This is a genomic window from Cronobacter universalis NCTC 9529, assembly GCF_001277175.1.
Taxonomy (GTDB): domain Bacteria; phylum Pseudomonadota; class Gammaproteobacteria; order Enterobacterales; family Enterobacteriaceae; genus Cronobacter; species Cronobacter universalis.
Map to the genome: position 1 here is coordinate 637,415 of NZ_CP012257.1, position 15,724 is coordinate 653,138.

Consider the following 15,724-nt stretch of genomic DNA (forward strand, 5'->3'; position numbering starts at 1 on the left):
CGGCACCGGCTGCCGTTTCGCAAACCCGCCGTTTTTCTTCCTATACTCACCCGTTTACCACGATATATTTTCTGGCAGAATGGCCCTCTGTGACAGGCGGGCGCGCTGTTATTGACGCGGAGAGAGTGCATGAGATTTCCTGGTATTCCGGAAAATGAAGAAGAGCGGCTGAAATCGCTGTATATGATGGATCTGCTTGATACCAGGGATGACGAGCGCTTTGAGCGCCTGACGCGGGTGACGAAAAAACTGTTTCAGGTGCCGGTGGCGCTGATTAGCCTGCTCGATCGCGACCGCCAGTGGCTGCTGGCCTGCCAGGGCCTGAACACGCGCGAAACCACGCGCGACGTCTCGTTTTGCGGGCACGCGATTTTGCAGGAAGGGCCGTTTATCGTGAACGATGCCCGCCAGGATGAGCGCTTTCACGATAATCCGCTGGTCACCGGCGAGCCGTTTATCCGTTTTTACGCGGGCTACCCTGTGCGCCTGCCGGATGGCGCGGTGGTCGGCACGCTCTGTATTATCGACGGCACGCCGCGCGATTTCAGCGACGACGATATCGCCACGCTGAAAGACCTGGCGTTTATCGTCGAAGATGAGTTTCATGTGATTAGCATGGCGATGACCGACAGCCTGACCGGTATTCCGAATCGCCGCGGCTTTTATCGCCGCGGCGAAAAACGGTTTAGCGCGCTACAGGAGAACACCGAACCGTTCAGCATTCTCTATTTCGATCTCGACCGCTTTAAGCCTATTAACGATTTGTGGGGCCACGCGGAAGGCGACGAGGTGCTGAAAGTCTTCGCCAGCCAGTTGCGCCAGCATCTGGGCCCGAAAGATATCGCCGGGCGGCTGGGCGGCGATGAATTCGCCGTGCTGCTGGCCCGCGAGAGCGACACGCAGCCGTTTCTGAATAACCTGCGCACAAGCCTGGACGCGCATAACCTGCGCGCCGGTAAGCCTTATAACATTAATTATTCTTACGGGATGCTCCATCGCGATTCGGGGAATTACGATTCGCTGCTGGAGATGATCAAAGAGAGCGACAACGTGATGTACTCCGAGAAGCGCAGAAAGCGGATCGGCTAGCGAGCGGGATCACCCGCTCGCGTTAATCACCTTGATGGACACCATGCCGATGCCGAGACGGCGCGGCGAGTGCCCGAGAATATTCCCTTCGTTGGTCGACTGCGGATCCGGCGGCACGATCACCAGCGTGTTGCTGCGCATCGGATTCTCAAAATGCAGCGTGGTGGTGGACACCTCGCTGCCGAGCGTCAGCGTCTGTTCGCTCTCGCCCACTTTCACCGGCATCGGTTTCCCGGCGTTCGGGCCAAACGCTTTGGCGGTAATGACCAGGTCGAATTTCTCCGGCAGGGGCTGGTTATATTCGATTTTCACTTCCTCGCCGAGCTGCGCGTTAGACCAGCGGCCCCAGGATTCCTGGCGTGAAATGCCGGAGAACTGTTTCACCTCTTCCGGCGCGCCCGCCACGTTGAAGATAAAGCTGTCGGCCTGATAGCGGATGTCGTTATCCATCACTTTGAGCGTTTCGACGTTGCGCTGGTAGCGCGCGGTGTCGATGACCGTATCGCGAAACGCCGCTTTGCCCTGCCAGACAGCTTTATCCACCCGCTGTACCTTCTGCTCGCCGCCGAGCTGGCCCTGCGAGACGCAGTAGTCGGTGGAGAGCGCCAGCGCGGGCGCCCACAGGCGCGCCATCTTGTAGCAGTTATCCACCCACAGGAAGTTGTCGCGCGGGGCGAAATCCGCCAGCTGGAAGCGCAGCGGCGCGGAGTATTCGCTCTCCGGCAGCGGCTCGATACGTTTATCCGACACGCGCAGTAAAAGCGGCAGGCGGAAGTGGCTGCCGGAAAACGCGATGGTCTGTTTTTGCGTGTCGACCGTGAAGTTGTCTATCTTCGACGGGAATTTCCACAGGCTGATGATATCGGGCTTCCACGCCAGCACTTTCGATTTCATGTTCAGGAACACCGTCGAGAGCGACTGGCCGGAGAGGCTGCTGCGCCCGAGCCCCAGATAGTTATCCCCGCCGAGAACATCCAGCACCGTCGCGCCGTTATCCATTGTGTTGCGCTTCACCGCGACCACATCCTGCTGCGGCTGGTCGCCGCGCAGAATAAAGAACAGGTTATTGCGATCCTGCTTGCTGAGATATTTATAAGCGGTGTTGTTCATCGCCAGATGATCGGACGAGACCACGATGACGGTGTTTTTAAAATAGGGCGAGGCTTTGATTTTGTTGATAAGCGCCGCGACATGCTCCTGGCTGCAACTCACCGCGCTGAAAGACTGGTTCGGCTTGCCATCGAACGGGTAGCTCTTACGTTTGCAGGTGCGCGACACGAAACCGTCCGGGTGATGCGTATCAACCGTCAGCGTAAAGAGCGAAAAGCGCTTACCCGCTTTCGAGAGGGCTTCGTATTGCTTCCAGACCTCGTCCAGCACCGTGTCGTCGTAGAAGCCCCAGTCATTGCGATAAGCCGGGTCCGCCACCACGCTTTTCAGCTCCTCGGCGCCGTAGAGATGATCGAAGCCGTGAGATTTCAGGAAGACGTCTTTACCGGCAAAGCGCAGGTTCGCGCCCTGAATAAAGTAGTTCTCATAACCGGAGTTTTTCAGGATATCCCCAAGGCAAACGTTCTGCGGGAAGAAACTCGACATCGACGCGGACGCGTTCCCCTCAAAGGGCGCGAAGAGCGGGATGCCGCACTGGGAGGCGACCATCCCGGCGATGGTATAGTCAGTGCCGGGCAGTTGCGCGGTGTGGCTGAAATCGATGCCTTCATTTTTGAGCGCGCCCAGATCCGGCGTCAGGTTCGGGAACGCCTTGTCGTCAAAATAGGTGCGCTCCAGGCTCTCGCCGTAGATATAGACCAGGTTGAGCTGCGGGTTCTCAATACGTTTTTGCGGCTCTTTATAATATGCCGCGAAATCCGGGCTACCTTCGGCGGTCTGGGATTTCACCAGTTCCGTTATCTGGCGAAACGCCGGGCTGGCGTCCACCGAGGCGAGCGCCAGCAACAGCGCCGCGAAGCTGTAACCGAAGTGATAAGGCAGGTGGCGGCGACGGCGCAAAATCCACGTCAGGAGCCCGAAGACCGCCAGCAGCGCCGCGACAAGCCCGATACCGGGCAGAATGTATTTACTGACGCCCGCGCCGGCGAGACTGCTGGTCAGAGTGTAGAGCACCGCGTCGGTAATGCCGTCGCCGGTGAAATAGTTGCTGGCGAGCAGCGTCAGATTGAGGATAATGAACAGCCCTAACACCACCAGGGTGGCGATAAACCACCAGGTGTTACGACCCGCCTTAAAGGCGTAAAGCGCCACCGAGGCGATAAAGAAAAGTATGGAAAGCCACTCTGACAACACCACATCCTCGCAGCGAAGGCGCCAGGCCCGTTGGGGTTAAACCGCTTTTTTAACAGCGAAATATAACTTTGCTGTCATATTCCTACAATTTTAGCGTCATCTTTATGTGGATCAGTTCAGACAAGGTTTAGAAATGCAAATTTTTGAGCCGCGTCTCAGCGCCTGTGGCGCGGCATAACGAAGGGCGTCAGCGGGAAACCGATGTTTAGTTATGGACAGTAAGCGGACACAGTAAAAAGCAGCTTCTTTCATGAAAATGTTATAACAGCGACTATTTCGCTACAGGGCGGGGAAAGCGAAGCGAGACGGCAGGGAAGGGGGCGTGTCGGGGCGCAGAAAACGCGCCCCATGAAAAGGCGGGCTCAGTACTCTTTACCGGTGACGCGGCTGCGGTAGCTGTCCCAGTTGAAGTTCACCCACAGGCTGTTGCCAAGACGCATACGATCCATCACGCGCTCGCCGAGCAGTTTGGTCATCTCATCCATGTTCTGGTTGGTCAGCATGCCGGTCGGACGCTTGGAGGACGAGCGCCGATCCACCAGCTGGTTGATGATCACTTTTTCGTAGCGTGATTCGCTCTGCATACCGATCTCGTCGATCACTAGCAGATCGACGCTGCTCAGATCGTTCAGGAGGCGCTCTTCGCTGGTTTCGCGGCTGCCGAACGTGTCTTTCATGGCCGACATGATATCGGCGACGGTAATGATCATTACCGATTTGCCGCGCAGCAGCAGCTCGTTACAGATGGCGGCGGCAAGATGGTTTTTGCCGGTGCCCGGTTTACCGGCGAAGACAAAGCTCGCGATGTTGTCGTCAAAGGCGTCGACATACTGGCGCGCTTTGCTGAGGGCGTTCATCTGCCCGTCGTTTTCGACACGGTAGTTATCGAACGAACAGTTCTGGTGCAGCGGACGAATGCCGGAACGGTTAAACGTGCGCTGCATTTTCATCGCGCGGTTTTCACGCTCAATGGCCTCTGAACGGATCCGCCCCTGCTCCTGCTGCCAGGCGATCAGCTCTTCACCGGTTTTAAAGGCCGGTTTAACGTCGGGCGGCATCAGCCGCTTCAGGCGCATCATCAGGTCAGTGACGTTTTTCATGTTTACCCTCGAAAGCCGTCAGGAATATGGTCGTCCGGCTGCGCGATGGCGTTGACGTCGCGTCGCGCCGATGACGTAAAGGTGGCGCGGTTCATCTGAATGCTGCGCGCCAGCTTCTGCTGCCACTGGATATGGTGGAAGACTTTGCCCTCCGCCTGCCAGTAGGCGACAAACGAGGCCAGCTCTTCGCTGGTGACCGGCTGCGCCAGCGGAATGCCCCAGAGCGCGGCCATACGCTGAAACTCCGGATCGGGCTGCCAGCCCGGATACATGGCGAATTTGCCCATCGGCACCGGGACGGGCTGGGCGGCGTCGTTGCCTTCGTCGAAGAATTGCGCTTCCAGCGCGACATCGGAGCGGGGCGCGGCGAGCTGTTTTTCCAGCGCCAGCAGTTCCGCCATGCGCGCCGGCGTCACGGCATAAAATGCGGGCGCATTGTTATCAAACACCGCCACGGCCCCACGTTCGGCGTGCGCCAGCGCGCTGCCGGGATTGCGCCGGAAGGCGTCAATATCAACGACATCAGGGGTCAGGATTCTGGAAGACATAAAACGTTCTCAATCAAAGCGTTATCAGACACTGGCGCATAAATGGCCAGCAGAGGCGATAATTCCTTCATAGTAGCATAGTCAGAGGCGGGGTTTGAGCTTATTGGCGCGCGGAAACGCACGTAAAAAAAGAGCGCGCCATGACATCTGGCGCGCTCCGCGTCCCCTGGTGAGGGCAGTTTCGTTTTTTTATTTTAAGCTTCCCCGTTAGCGGGGATAGCGTCAGGCAATGATGTTCAGAGTGACGTCGATGTTGCCGCGGGTCGCGTTAGAGTACGGGCAGACAATATGCGCCGCATCGACCAGTTTCTGCGCCTCTGCCGCGTCCATCCCCGGCAGGTGGATATTCAGTTTCGCTTCGATGCCAAAACCGGTCGGCAGCGGACCGATCCCGACTTCGCCTTCGATAAACGCGTCTTTCGGCATCGCGATTTTGTCGCGGGCGGAGACAAATTTCATCGCGCCCAGGAAGCAGGCGGAGTAGCCTGCGGCAAACAGCTGTTCCGGGTTGGTGACGTCGCCGCCCATGCCGCCCATCTCTTTCGGTACGCCCAGCTTCACATCCAGCACGCCGTCAGACGAGGTGGCGCGACCGTCGCGGCCTCCGGTAGCTTTTGCTTTGGCGCGGTAGATGACGTTTTCTAAAGACATGCAATATTCCTTATTTAAGTTTTAGGCTATTTAATCGCGTGCTACTTATCTGTTGCTCTCACGCCATCCGCAGATGGCGCTTACTGCTGATTCAGATTGTGGCGTAATGCTTCAAGCTGATCTTTCAGATCCAGCAAGGTGTCTTTATCGCAGGCGGTGGCGCAGAGCACCGAGCCCGGTATGTTATGAGCGGCGGCCTTTAACTGCCGGCCTGCGTCGGTGAGCGTGACGATCACTTGTCGCTCATCCTGGCGCGAGCGCTGACGCATCAGAAGTCCTGCCGTTTCCATCCGCTTTAACAGCGGCGTCAGCGTGGCGGAGTCCAGATAGAGCCGCTCGCCAATCTCAGAAACCGTGACGTCGTCCTGCTCCCACAGCACCAGCATCACCAGATATTGCGGGTACGTCAGCCCGAGCGGCGTCAGCAACTGGCGATAAATTTTATGCAGCGCCAGGTTTGTCGAGTAGAGCGCGAAGCAGAGCTGGTTGTCTAAATCCAGCGAGAGCGCTTTGCTTGTTTGTTGTGTCGTCTTCATGCTTTCAATATAAGTAGTGCGCGATTTAATTGCAAGTGAGGTTTTGCCTGTTGCTGTAATAGCCTCTATACCCGCGGGCGTTTTCGATAGAGCCACAGGCCGGGCAGCGAAAGCCCAATAGAGAGCGCGCCGACAGTGGACGCCGCTTTAAGAAAGTTGGTCACCAGCGAGATCATTAATGCGTCGGTGTAACCAAAGTGGCTGATTTTCACGGCGGCGATCATCGCTGAATAGGCCGAAATGCCGGGAAACATCGGGATGACCGCCGCAACGGTAAACACTTTCGGGTGCGCCAGATACCAGCGCGACCACTGGATGCCGATGCAGCCGACCAGCATCGCCGAGAGAAACGTCCCCCATTCGATATTCAGCCCCATTATTATCATGACGGTGCGCGAGCCGTGACCGACGGCGCCCAGCAGCGCGCACCAGGGCAGGGCGCGGCGCGGCACGTTAAACACCATCGCAAAGCCCGCCGCCGGAATGGCGGAGAGCAGCATATCTTCCAGCATCAGCGTAATAATACGAATTACATCCATCCCCGAAGCCCCCATAACGCCATCGCCATAATCACCCCAATGCAGGTGGCGAGCGTCAGCAGGCTCGCCATCGCCCAGCGGGCGAGACCGGTATTCACATGACCTTTAAACATATCCGCCACCGCGTTGATGAGGGGAAACCCCGGCACCAGCAGCAGGACGCTGGCGGCCATCGCCACGGCGGAGGTGCCGGCAAACGGCGGCAGCGCGAGCAGCAGACCAGAGACGGTCGTCGCCACAAAAGCCGTCAGGCAGAAGTTGATTTGCGGATGGAGGTGGCGCTGCGTCAGCGTCTGACGCACATACATCGCCAGGGTGCTGGCGATAAATGTCACCAGCGCGCCGTCCCAGCCGCCTTTATTCATTTTGCAAAAGCACGCGCAGGAGAGGCCCACCATCAGCACCACCTGCCAGCGCGGGTAACGCAGCGGTTTTAGCTGCGAAAAGCGTTTCTCAACGTCGTGCCGGTCCAGCAGTTTATGTTCAGCCATGATGACGATGTGCTGTACTTCGGTCACCATGTGCATGTTGATGCCGCGATCGACGTTTTTTCGCGTCGTCGTCAGGCAGTGATGATCTTTTATTGTGGTCAGCACAATCGCGTTGGCGGAAATCGAGCTCTCCACGCTGTCCATGCCCAGCGCGAGGCCGAGACGCGTGGTCAGTTCATCAATCAGCGCGCTCTCCGCGCCGTGCTGTAATAAGTAAAGTCCGCACTGAATACACAAACGGGTGACGTCCCGCTGCGCTAAAGCATCCGCTTCCATATTCGGTCCTGGTGAGAAAAGGCGCCGGCGCGCCAGGAGTGTCCATTATTAACATGTGCCGCGAGGCGCAGCCGTGGAGGCAGATCAAGCTTGCTGCATTTTGCTGCGGGTTATGGGCGCGCATGGCGTGGACGGGGCGCTGTCACGATGCTTTAAAAGAGGGACGCGGTCAGTATTCATTATTAATAGTAATAATTAATCGCGTATAGACAACATGGCGGAATTAAATTAACAGGTAATGTTGTGGTGTCTATAAATAGACATTTTTTATCTTTTTACTATGAGAATATCCTTTAATTAATGGTGGCGTATTTTTCGCCTTTTTTATCGTTGACAGTAAAATAAAGGGTTCATAGAATGCCAGCGTTTACCCGGACGAGAAATTCTTTTTGTCCATTTATATACATTATCTGCTTACGCCTCTGCGCGGTTTTTATCTTTATTTAGATGTTGAGGTTTATTTTTACATTATCTCACTGATTAGCTTTAAAATAGGTTTGGCCGGAAGGATATAACCGGAGGAAATATGTTACCAGGACGTTGCAAACAAGGCATTATTATTAGCCAAATCCCCGTCGTGCATACCGGGTTGGGGGCGATTATGAACCGCCATTTTCCGGAAACTGAACTTTATCACTATAACAGCAGCGCGGAGATAACGCTGCCGTTACTCAACCCGGTCGATATGGTGCTGGCCGAATTGCCCTGTACGCCGGAGGACGCCCGCCGCGAATGCGAGGCCTACTATTCGCTGGTGGCGCAGGCGCCTGGCGTGCACTGGATTTTCCTCGTGCCTGCCGTCTCGTTCAGCCTGGCGGTACAACTGCTGATGCGCCCGGAGACCACGCTGCTTTCCACGGCAGAACCGGTGGAAGGCGTCGTCAACGCGGTGCGGCTCGGGCGCGAAAAAGCCGAACGGGTAAGCCAGATGTTAGTGACGCCGCGTCAGGCGCAGGAAAAAGAGCCCGCGACGACCGTTATGCTCACGTCGTCGGAAAAGCAAGTATTACGGCTGCTCGGTAAAGGCTGGGGAATTAATCAAATCGCCCAGATGCTGAAAAAAAGCAATAAAACCATCAGCGCGCAGAAAAACAGCGCCATGCGGCGCTTATCATTGCGTGGTAATGCAGAAATGTATGCATGGATTAGCAGCTTGCAGGGTTTAAAGGAATTAAATTTGCTTTCATTACATAAGGAACAGGCTGAATGGAACACGGAGTCGAAAAACGAAGCATTGCGCTCATTGAAAAATGCGTAATGAGCGGCGAAGGAATACGATCGCTGTTGCAGGTAAATAATTCGACGTCATGCCGCCTGGAAATATTTGCCGATCATCATGCCTTTATTCAGGCGCTGACGCACCGCCACTTTTCCGCCGTGATATTTTCGCTTGAAGGCACGCGTGAGCATCGACGTGACTGTCTGCAGTTCGTCAGTGAAATGGCGAAAGCCTGGCCGCGCATGAAACGTATTGTGATGGTGAATAACGTCAATGAGGCGAAACTGATAAGCCAGCTTTCTCCGACGCCGCTACAGGGGATTATTGATAAATCGGAGACGCTGTCGCGCTTCACCGATGAACTGATGTCGGCGATGAGCGATTCGGCCAGGGCGAGCGAGTCGCCCCATAAGATTTGGTACGCCAGCCAGGGATCGCGGCTGTTGAGCCCGACTGAGCGGATTATCCTGCGATACCTGACGGACGGTTATTCGGTGTCGCAGATTGCCTGCCGTCTGGAGCGCAATATCAAAACCATTCGCGCGCATAAGTTTAACGCGATGCTGAAGCTCGGGGTGCATACCGACGCCGGCTTGCTGAATGCGGCGGATATTCTTTTGCACCGCCGCAGGCTTATTTTAAGCCTGCGGCGGGCGCGTCATCGCACATACTGAGCTGACGGCGCGGCAGGCGTTATGCGCCTCACTTACAGACACACGTCCACCCACTGCGCCTGGGTCAGCTCCGCCAGGCGAGTCGGGGAAATACGCACGGCGCTGTGAATAGCGCCCGCTGCGGGCAGCACTTCGTCATACTGGCGCAGTGAAACGTCGCAGTAGACCGCCAGCGCATTTTCCAGCCCGAACGGACAGACGCCGCCCACCGGGTGACCGGTCCAGGTAACCACTTCGTCGCAGCTGAGCATTCGCGCTTTTGCGCCGAACGTGGTTTTCAGCTTTTTGTTATCCAGCCGCGCGTCGCCTTTAGCGACGACCAGAATCACTTCATCTTTCACTTTCAGCGAGAGCGTTTTCGCTATCTGGCCGGGTTCCACCTGATGGGCGGCGGCAGCCAGCGCGACGGTAGCGGTGCTCTGGTTAAGTTCGATGATTTCAATATCGGGGGCGTTTTCGACAAAAAATTGCCGCACGGATTCCAGACTCATTTATTTCTCCTGAAAAAAGCTGTCCTAATCTGGCATACCGCACCAGGTTTTGTAAATTATCGGAAAAGCGCTTTCCCGCGACTATCCGGTGTTTTCTGGATCTCCTTCACAATCAAAGAAACCGGTTACTGTAACCGGTTGCAGAGCGACCAGAGCGGATTAATACTGGTTAAGTAACCTCCCTCTGTAACCAATAATAAGAGCCGTCTATGAAAACTTTCTTTCTCAGTTACGCCGCTGGCAAGGCAGTACACCACCGTTGCAGCCCGGAAGATTTCACTGCGCAGGAAGCAGAGCGACATACCCGGTTACGGTTTTCAGTTCAATGGATTATGGGATGATGCGCGTCGGCTTTTCGCCGCGTATTCACGTTGATTGCCTGACAGGAGACCGCCATGTCTGCCAACCATGCTGCCTTTGATGTGATATTTCGCTTTGTTGAAAACTATGTCAGCCCGATAGCTTCCCGAATTTCCGCGCAGCGCCATGTGATGGCGATTCGCGACGGGTTCATCTCCGCCATGCCGTTTATGATTGTCGGCTCGTTTTTACTGGTGTTCGCCTATCCGCCGTTTTCACCGGATACCACAATGGGCTTTGCCCGCGCGTGGCTGGATCTGGCGAAGCAGTTTGAAGGGCAGATCCTCACGCCGTTTGATATGACGATGGGGATCATGTCGATTTATATCTGTGCCGCCATCGCCTATAACCTCGGCAAACACTACGTGAAGTCGCATCAGCTGGACCCCTTCATGTGCGCCATGCTGTCGCTGATGGCCTTTATGCTGGTGGCCGCGCCGAAAACCAAAGGAGCGCTGCCGGTGGACAGCCTCGGCGGAACGGGGATTTTCACCGCGATTCTGGTGGCGATTTACTGCGTGGAGATGATGCGTTTTCTGAAGGCGCATAACATTGGCATACGCCTGCCGGATCAGGTGCCGCCGATGATTAAAAACTCCTTCGATCTGCTGATCCCGGTCCTGGTGGTGGTGCTGACGCTCTACCCGCTGAGCCTGCTAATTCAGTCACAGTTCGATCTGTTGATCCCGCAGGCGATCATGGCCATCTTTAAGCCGCTGGTCTCGGCGGCGGATTCGCTGCCCGCTATTCTGCTGGCCGTGCTGATTGGGCATCTGCTGTGGTTTGCGGGTATTCACGGCGCGGCGATTGTCTCCGGCATGCTGCAGATGTTCTGGCTGACCAACCTCGGGCTTAATCAGACGGCGCTCGCGCAGAGCGCGCCGCTGCCGCACATCTTTATGGAGGCGTTCTGGACGTTCTTCATTGTGATCGGCGGCTCCGGGGCGACGATGGGGCTGGTGTTCTGCTATCTGCGCAGCCGCTCCGCGCATCTGCGATCGATAGGACGTCTGAGCGTCGTACCCAGCATTTTCAACATCAATGAGCCGGTGATTTTCGGCACCCCCATCGTCATGAACCCGGTGTTCTTTATTCCTTTCCTGCTGGCCCCGATGCTGAACGCGGTGCTGGCCTGGGCGGCGATGAAGTTTGATTTAATCGGAAGAGTGATTTCTGTGGTGCCGTGGACCGCGCCTGCGCCGATTGGCGCCGCCTGGGCGCTGGGCTGGGATTTCCGCGCCGCGCTGCTGGTGATTGTGCTCGCGGTGGTATCGGCCATCATCTACTTCCCGTTCTTTAAAGTCTACGAGAAGCAGTTACTGGCGCAGGAAGCGGAAGAAGCGCTGAAAGAGGCGCAGGGGGCAGGCGAACAGGCGGCCTGATGACACACGGCGGGGAGACCCGCCGTTAATTATTTGAGTGTGCAGTCGCCGCACTGCTGCACGTCAGGCAGCTTATAGCGCTGGCAGCAGGTGCGGCGCACCAGTAGCCCTTCACGCATCACTACAGTGCGAAACAGCGGATTTGGCTGACCATTCAGCAATGTTTTTTCGAAAAAGCAGCTCTGGCGCAGCGCGTCGACGGTCTCGTCGCCGAGCCACTCGCGCCATTCGCCAAAACACCAGTTAATAAGATAACCGGTGTTGCTCCAGATAAGCTTGCCATTAATATCGCCAGAGGCTTCCAGCGCCTCAACGACCGGCGTCATGACCTCCACCAGCAGCTTCTCCAGCCGCTCGCGCGCGGGAAGCGTCGTGGCGTGCGCATCTTCTTCAACCGTCAGGTAAAAGCAGGTCGCGCGGCCCGTTTCGTGAAACTCGACCGCGAGATTCTCTTCGCTCAGATCCAGCGCTTGCGGCTGCGTCAACAGCGCCAGCATCAGCGGCGGCACCAGCAAGCCGAGATACCACTGCGCCCAGAGCGATTTCAGCGGTTTATTTTCGCGTACCGCGCCCGGCTGATTGCGGTAAATATGATCAGAGTAAAGCGCCATTAAGGTGGCGAGCGTCGCGGGCTGCGTCCACTCGCTGAAGCTCAGCGCCGCAGAAGGAGGCGTTTCGTCCAGCTTCATGATGTCGTGAAAATGCGCGCGGTGCGTCGTAAACGCGTCGCGCAGGCGCAACGCCAGCGTCGATGGCGGACGATGCAGCGGGGCGCGCCAGAGTAATTCATCAACAGAATGAAGAGAGCGATAAGCCATAGCGTCTGTGAATAGCAAATCTAAATGATAATGATTGCCAATCCTAACTATAGGCTGAAACGAGTGCAAGTTATTTGACCGCAAACCCGACGCGGCAGCGCCGTCAGGCGGCGCGCCGGGCGTCGTGGTACAGAATATGGTTGCGGCCTTTGTCTTTAGCGGCGTAGAGCGCTTCATCGGCGCGTCGCAGCGCGTCGTCGATATCGCCGTTTTCCAGCGGCGCAATGCCGATGCTCAGGGTTACGTTCGTCGCCACGCTTTCATTAAAAATATGCGGAATGCGTAAATCGTAAACCCGCTGGCGAATGCGCTCGGCGGTAAGGCGGGCGCTTTCTTCATCCGCCTGGGTTAAGAGCACCATAAACTCTTCGCCGCCGTAGCGGGTGACGATATCCCGCGAGCGCACGGCGTCGCGGATCGCCGCCGACACGCGGGTGAGCGCCTGGTCGCCCATCATATGACCATAATGATCGTTATAGGCTTTGAAATGGTCGATATCCATCAGCAGTACAAACAGCTGGCCGGCGTCCGGCGCCAGATTATCGAAGCGATTCTGAAAGCCGCGGCGGTTACAGAGGCCGGTCAGCGGATCCATCATGCTGAGATCGTTGAGCGTCGCTTTTTCGTCTGTCAGCTTTTGCATTAATTTCCGGGCGGAAATATCGTTTCGCCTGGCGATAAAGTGCCGGATAACCAGACCCATTAACGGCAGTATTATCGTATAAGCATAAAGAACAGGATGCCGGGCGTTATCCAGCCACAGGATCGTGGCGGTGACGGGCAGGCAGAACGCAATAGATGGTCCGGGCATATTAATAAATGACAGCGCGGCGATAAACAACGCGCCGAGCAATGTAATAAGCAGGCAAGTGCCATCATGAAAAACACACCACGGACTTTTCAGCCAGATATTGATCGACCATAACGCGCCCGTCAGCAGTGCCGTCAGGTTAATCGCCTTCAGGCTGAAAACACGCGTGCGTACGTGCAGCAACAGGCTGCCGCACAGGGCGATCAGGCATAACGCTGGCCAGGGAATATGTGGATAGTCATAAAGCGGATCCACGAGATTAAACAGCGCGGAAAAAAGATTAAGAAACAGAAAGAGTTTCAGTGAGAGCTGATATTTTTCTTCCGTCAGTGCTCGCCAGTTATTTGCAGTCATATCCATTGGTGACTTATTTAGCGCTATCAGGTTTTTATAAAAGCCGGATAAAGAATGGGCTTATTGTGCTATGTAACAGGGAGTAAGATTTTTCTTAACCGAGGCGGCTAATTTATCACCTTCATTCCCGTATGTCATTACCTCTTAACTGAAGTAAAGCCACGCTAAACTCATAATCGCTGACAAATGAGAATTTATATCATATGATATTGTTTATCATTATCGATACGAGAGGCGAAACGATGTTGTACAGGCGACTGGAAAGTGGTTGGGCCGTCATTTTGCCGGGCACGCTGGTGGCGATGTTGGCCTGGAAGGAGCTGAGCTGGGAGGCGTGGCGAGTCATTATTGTTCTGGCGCTGCTGGCGACTGTCGGCATGCTCTATCATCCGCGCCTGCGACATTATGTGTTGCTGCCGTCCTGCATCGCTTTCACCAGCGGATTAATGCTGATCGTATCGCATCTGCATCTGGCGCTGAATCCGTAAAAACGCTGGGGTAAGGCTGAGAAATAGCAGGAGTGAAAACGGGATAAAGCAGAGGGAAGCAGAAGAAGTGATAAAAGAAGTGGTGCGAGGGGGGGGACTTGAACCCCCACGTCCGAAGGACACTAACACCTGAAGCTAGCGCGTCTACCAATTCCGCCACCTTCGCACTGTCTCTTTTATCGTATCGCCATCGCATTGGTGCGAGGGGGGGGACTTGAACCCCCACGTCCGAAGGACACTAACACCTGAAGCTAGCGCGTCTACCAATTCCGCCACCTTCGCGCAGTGCGAGCGATACTTTCTTGCGTGGTCTTTGGTGCGAGGGGGGGGACTTGAACCCCCACGTCCGAAGGACACTAACACCTGAAGCTAGCGCGTCTACCAATTCCGCCACCTTCGCATACCAGCAATACCGGGAAGTATTGCAACCACGGAGGCGCATTCTAGATGTTTTCTGGACTTCGTCAACACTTAATTGCATGCCGCTTTTCTGAATGGTGCAAAAAGCGGCATCCGACGCGTGAACAGGCTTAACGCTTCGCGTTGCGGCCCATTACGGCGCGATACACCTTAAAGCGGCCGGTCTGCGCCAGCACTTCATGGTTGCCGAAGGTTTCGTCGAGCACGTTGGGGTACGGCAGAAACGCGTTCGCCACGATACGCAGTTCGCCGCCGATGTTCAGATGGCGCACTGCGCTGCGAATGAGCGTCTGCGCGGCTTCAAAACTGGTCTCCATGCCATCGTGGAACGGCGGGTTGGAGATGATCATGTCGAAGCGGCCTTTAATTTCCGAGAAGACGTTGCTCGCGACCACTTCACCTTCAAAACCGTTCGCGGCAAGGGTCGCGCGGCTCGCTTCCACCGCCGGCGCGCTTACATCGCACAGAGTCAGACGCACTTTCGGCGAATGGCTCGCCAGCACCGCGGCCAGCACGCCCGCGCCGCAACCCACGTCCAGCACTTTGCCTTTGGTATGCGGCGACAGGGTGGAGAGCAGCAGATCGCTGCCGACATCCAGTCCGTCGCGGCTGAAGACGCCCGGCAAGGTCTTGATGGTCAGATCATCGACCTGATATTCGCCCCACCAGCCCTCGGCATTGAATGCCGGCTGTTTTTCGAGACGGCCGTGATAAAGCCCGCAGCGACGGGCGCTGTCGATTTTATTAAGCGTGCAGTATTCTTCCAGCATCGCCTCGGCGCTGCGCACGCCGCTGCGGTTTTCGCCGACCACGAAAACATCGGTGCCGACCGGCAGCAGCGACAGCAGGTTCATCAGCTGGAACTGGGCTTCCGGCTTGTTCTTCGGCCAGTAGTAAATCAGGGTATCGCTGTCCGCCACGATATCGGCGTCGGCCACCAGGCCGTAGCGCGCGTTATCGCCCATCGGCTTGCTCAGCACCTGCCAGTGGTGGAACTGCTGCGTATGCGCGCGGCTTTGCGCGGTATCAAAACGCGCAGGCAGGTCATCCTGCATATCGCCGGCAAACAGAACGCGGCTTTCGGTAAAATCATCACTGTGGCGCAGCAGAACTTCGCTTGCCGGGGAAAAACCAGACATGAAACACTCCTTCGGAAACTTGAGGGGCGATTAT

At 56.2% G+C, this 15,724-nt stretch carries 16 protein-coding genes and 3 tRNA genes; 5 read left to right on the forward strand and 14 right to left on the reverse strand.

The window, feature by feature from the left end; all coding sequences use genetic code 11:
- Nucleotides 1-129: 129 nt before the first annotated feature.
- The gene (locus AFK65_RS02930; RefSeq protein ID WP_038858120.1) at nucleotides 130-1,089 is read left to right on the forward strand and encodes a GGDEF domain-containing protein; all 960 of its coding nucleotides are present in this window, start codon (nucleotides 130-132) and stop codon (nucleotides 1,087-1,089) included.
- Nucleotides 1,090-1,098: 9 nt separating this feature from the next.
- Here the strand turns inward: AFK65_RS02930 and opgB are convergent, their stop codons facing one another.
- From opgB to AFK65_RS02965, 7 genes are all read right to left on the reverse strand, one after another.
- Nucleotides 1,099-3,390, reverse strand: a complete 2,292-nt coding sequence (opgB, locus tag AFK65_RS02935) for a phosphatidylglycerol--membrane-oligosaccharide glycerophosphotransferase (protein ID WP_032805171.1) — start codon at nucleotides 3,388-3,390, stop codon at nucleotides 1,099-1,101.
- 365 nt (nucleotides 3,391-3,755) lie between these two features.
- Nucleotides 3,756-4,493 (reverse strand): DNA replication protein DnaC, encoded by a 738-nt coding sequence (dnaC, locus tag AFK65_RS02940; RefSeq protein WP_038858119.1) that lies wholly within the window; start codon nucleotides 4,491-4,493, stop codon nucleotides 3,756-3,758.
- A gap of 2 nt (nucleotides 4,494-4,495) precedes the next feature.
- A complete protein-coding gene (gene dnaT, locus AFK65_RS02945) occupies nucleotides 4,496-5,041 on the reverse strand; it encodes a primosomal protein DnaT (RefSeq protein WP_038858117.1) in 546 nt (181 codons plus the stop codon).
- 222 nt (nucleotides 5,042-5,263) lie between these two features.
- Complete coding sequence (locus tag AFK65_RS02950; protein WP_004386492.1) at nucleotides 5,264-5,692, reverse strand: organic hydroperoxide resistance protein; 429 nt, start codon at nucleotides 5,690-5,692, stop codon at nucleotides 5,264-5,266.
- An 80-nt stretch (nucleotides 5,693-5,772) separates the two neighbouring features.
- Nucleotides 5,773-6,228, reverse strand: a complete 456-nt coding sequence (locus tag AFK65_RS02955) for a MarR family winged helix-turn-helix transcriptional regulator (protein ID WP_032805172.1) — start codon at nucleotides 6,226-6,228, stop codon at nucleotides 5,773-5,775.
- A gap of 65 nt (nucleotides 6,229-6,293) precedes the next feature.
- Entirely contained in the window at nucleotides 6,294-6,767 is a 474-nt protein-coding gene (locus AFK65_RS02960) for a threonine/serine exporter (RefSeq protein ID WP_007705544.1), read from the reverse strand.
- Nucleotides 6,758-7,534, reverse strand: coding sequence for a threonine/serine exporter family protein (locus AFK65_RS02965; protein WP_007705547.1), 777 nt, complete (start codon nucleotides 7,532-7,534; stop codon nucleotides 6,758-6,760). The genes AFK65_RS02960 and AFK65_RS02965 overlap by 10 nt, the downstream gene beginning before the upstream one ends.
- A 526-nt stretch (nucleotides 7,535-8,060) precedes the next feature.
- Here AFK65_RS02965 and AFK65_RS02970 point away from each other — a divergent pair.
- Together AFK65_RS02970 and bglJ are read left to right on the forward strand one after the other, a co-directional pair.
- Nucleotides 8,061-8,792 (forward strand): helix-turn-helix transcriptional regulator, encoded by a 732-nt coding sequence (locus tag AFK65_RS02970; RefSeq protein ID WP_007705550.1) that lies wholly within the window; start codon nucleotides 8,061-8,063, stop codon nucleotides 8,790-8,792.
- Nucleotides 8,741-9,427, forward strand: coding sequence for a DNA-binding transcriptional activator BglJ (bglJ, locus tag AFK65_RS02975; RefSeq protein ID WP_050569318.1), 687 nt, complete (start codon nucleotides 8,741-8,743; stop codon nucleotides 9,425-9,427). The genes AFK65_RS02970 and bglJ overlap by 52 nt, the downstream gene beginning before the upstream one ends.
- Nucleotides 9,428-9,459: 32 nt before the next feature.
- Here bglJ and AFK65_RS02980 read toward each other — a convergent pair whose 3' ends face one another.
- Complete coding sequence (locus AFK65_RS02980; protein ID WP_007705555.1) at nucleotides 9,460-9,918, reverse strand: YbaK/EbsC family protein; 459 nt, start codon at nucleotides 9,916-9,918, stop codon at nucleotides 9,460-9,462.
- Between the two features lie 395 nt (nucleotides 9,919-10,313).
- On the opposite strand from AFK65_RS02980, the gene AFK65_RS02985 reads away from it, so the two are divergent.
- Nucleotides 10,314-11,660, forward strand: a complete 1,347-nt coding sequence (locus AFK65_RS02985; protein ID WP_007705558.1) for a PTS sugar transporter subunit IIC — start codon at nucleotides 10,314-10,316, stop codon at nucleotides 11,658-11,660.
- 29 nt (nucleotides 11,661-11,689) lie between these two features.
- Here the strand turns inward: AFK65_RS02985 and fhuF are convergent, their stop codons facing one another.
- On the reverse strand, nucleotides 11,690-12,478 hold the full coding sequence (gene fhuF, locus AFK65_RS02990; RefSeq protein WP_007705561.1) for a siderophore-iron reductase FhuF: 789 nt from the start codon (nucleotides 12,476-12,478) through the stop codon (nucleotides 11,690-11,692).
- A gap of 103 nt (nucleotides 12,479-12,581) precedes the next feature.
- Nucleotides 12,582-13,649 carry a GGDEF domain-containing protein gene (locus tag AFK65_RS02995; RefSeq protein ID WP_038858113.1) on the reverse strand — a complete coding sequence of 356 codons (1,068 nt, stop codon included), beginning with the start codon at nucleotides 13,647-13,649 and terminating at the stop codon, nucleotides 12,582-12,584.
- A 197-nt stretch (nucleotides 13,650-13,846) separates the two neighbouring features.
- On the opposite strand from AFK65_RS02995, the gene AFK65_RS03000 reads away from it, so the two are divergent.
- Nucleotides 13,847-14,131 (forward strand): DUF1435 domain-containing protein, encoded by a 285-nt coding sequence (locus AFK65_RS03000; RefSeq protein ID WP_007705564.1) that lies wholly within the window; start codon nucleotides 13,847-13,849, stop codon nucleotides 14,129-14,131.
- A gap of 80 nt (nucleotides 14,132-14,211) precedes the next feature.
- On the opposite strand, the gene AFK65_RS03005 is transcribed toward AFK65_RS03000, so the two are convergent.
- From AFK65_RS03005 to rsmC, 4 genes are all read right to left on the reverse strand, one after another.
- A tRNA-Leu gene (locus AFK65_RS03005) sits at nucleotides 14,212-14,297 on the reverse strand.
- A 30-nt stretch (nucleotides 14,298-14,327) separates the two neighbouring features.
- A tRNA-Leu gene (locus AFK65_RS03010) sits at nucleotides 14,328-14,413 on the reverse strand.
- 32 nt (nucleotides 14,414-14,445) lie between these two features.
- A tRNA-Leu gene (locus tag AFK65_RS03015) sits at nucleotides 14,446-14,531 on the reverse strand.
- 130 nt (nucleotides 14,532-14,661) lie between these two features.
- Nucleotides 14,662-15,690, reverse strand: a complete 1,029-nt coding sequence (rsmC, locus tag AFK65_RS03020; protein WP_007705566.1) for a 16S rRNA (guanine(1207)-N(2))-methyltransferase RsmC — start codon at nucleotides 15,688-15,690, stop codon at nucleotides 14,662-14,664.
- Nucleotides 15,691-15,724: the final 34 nt, after the last annotated feature.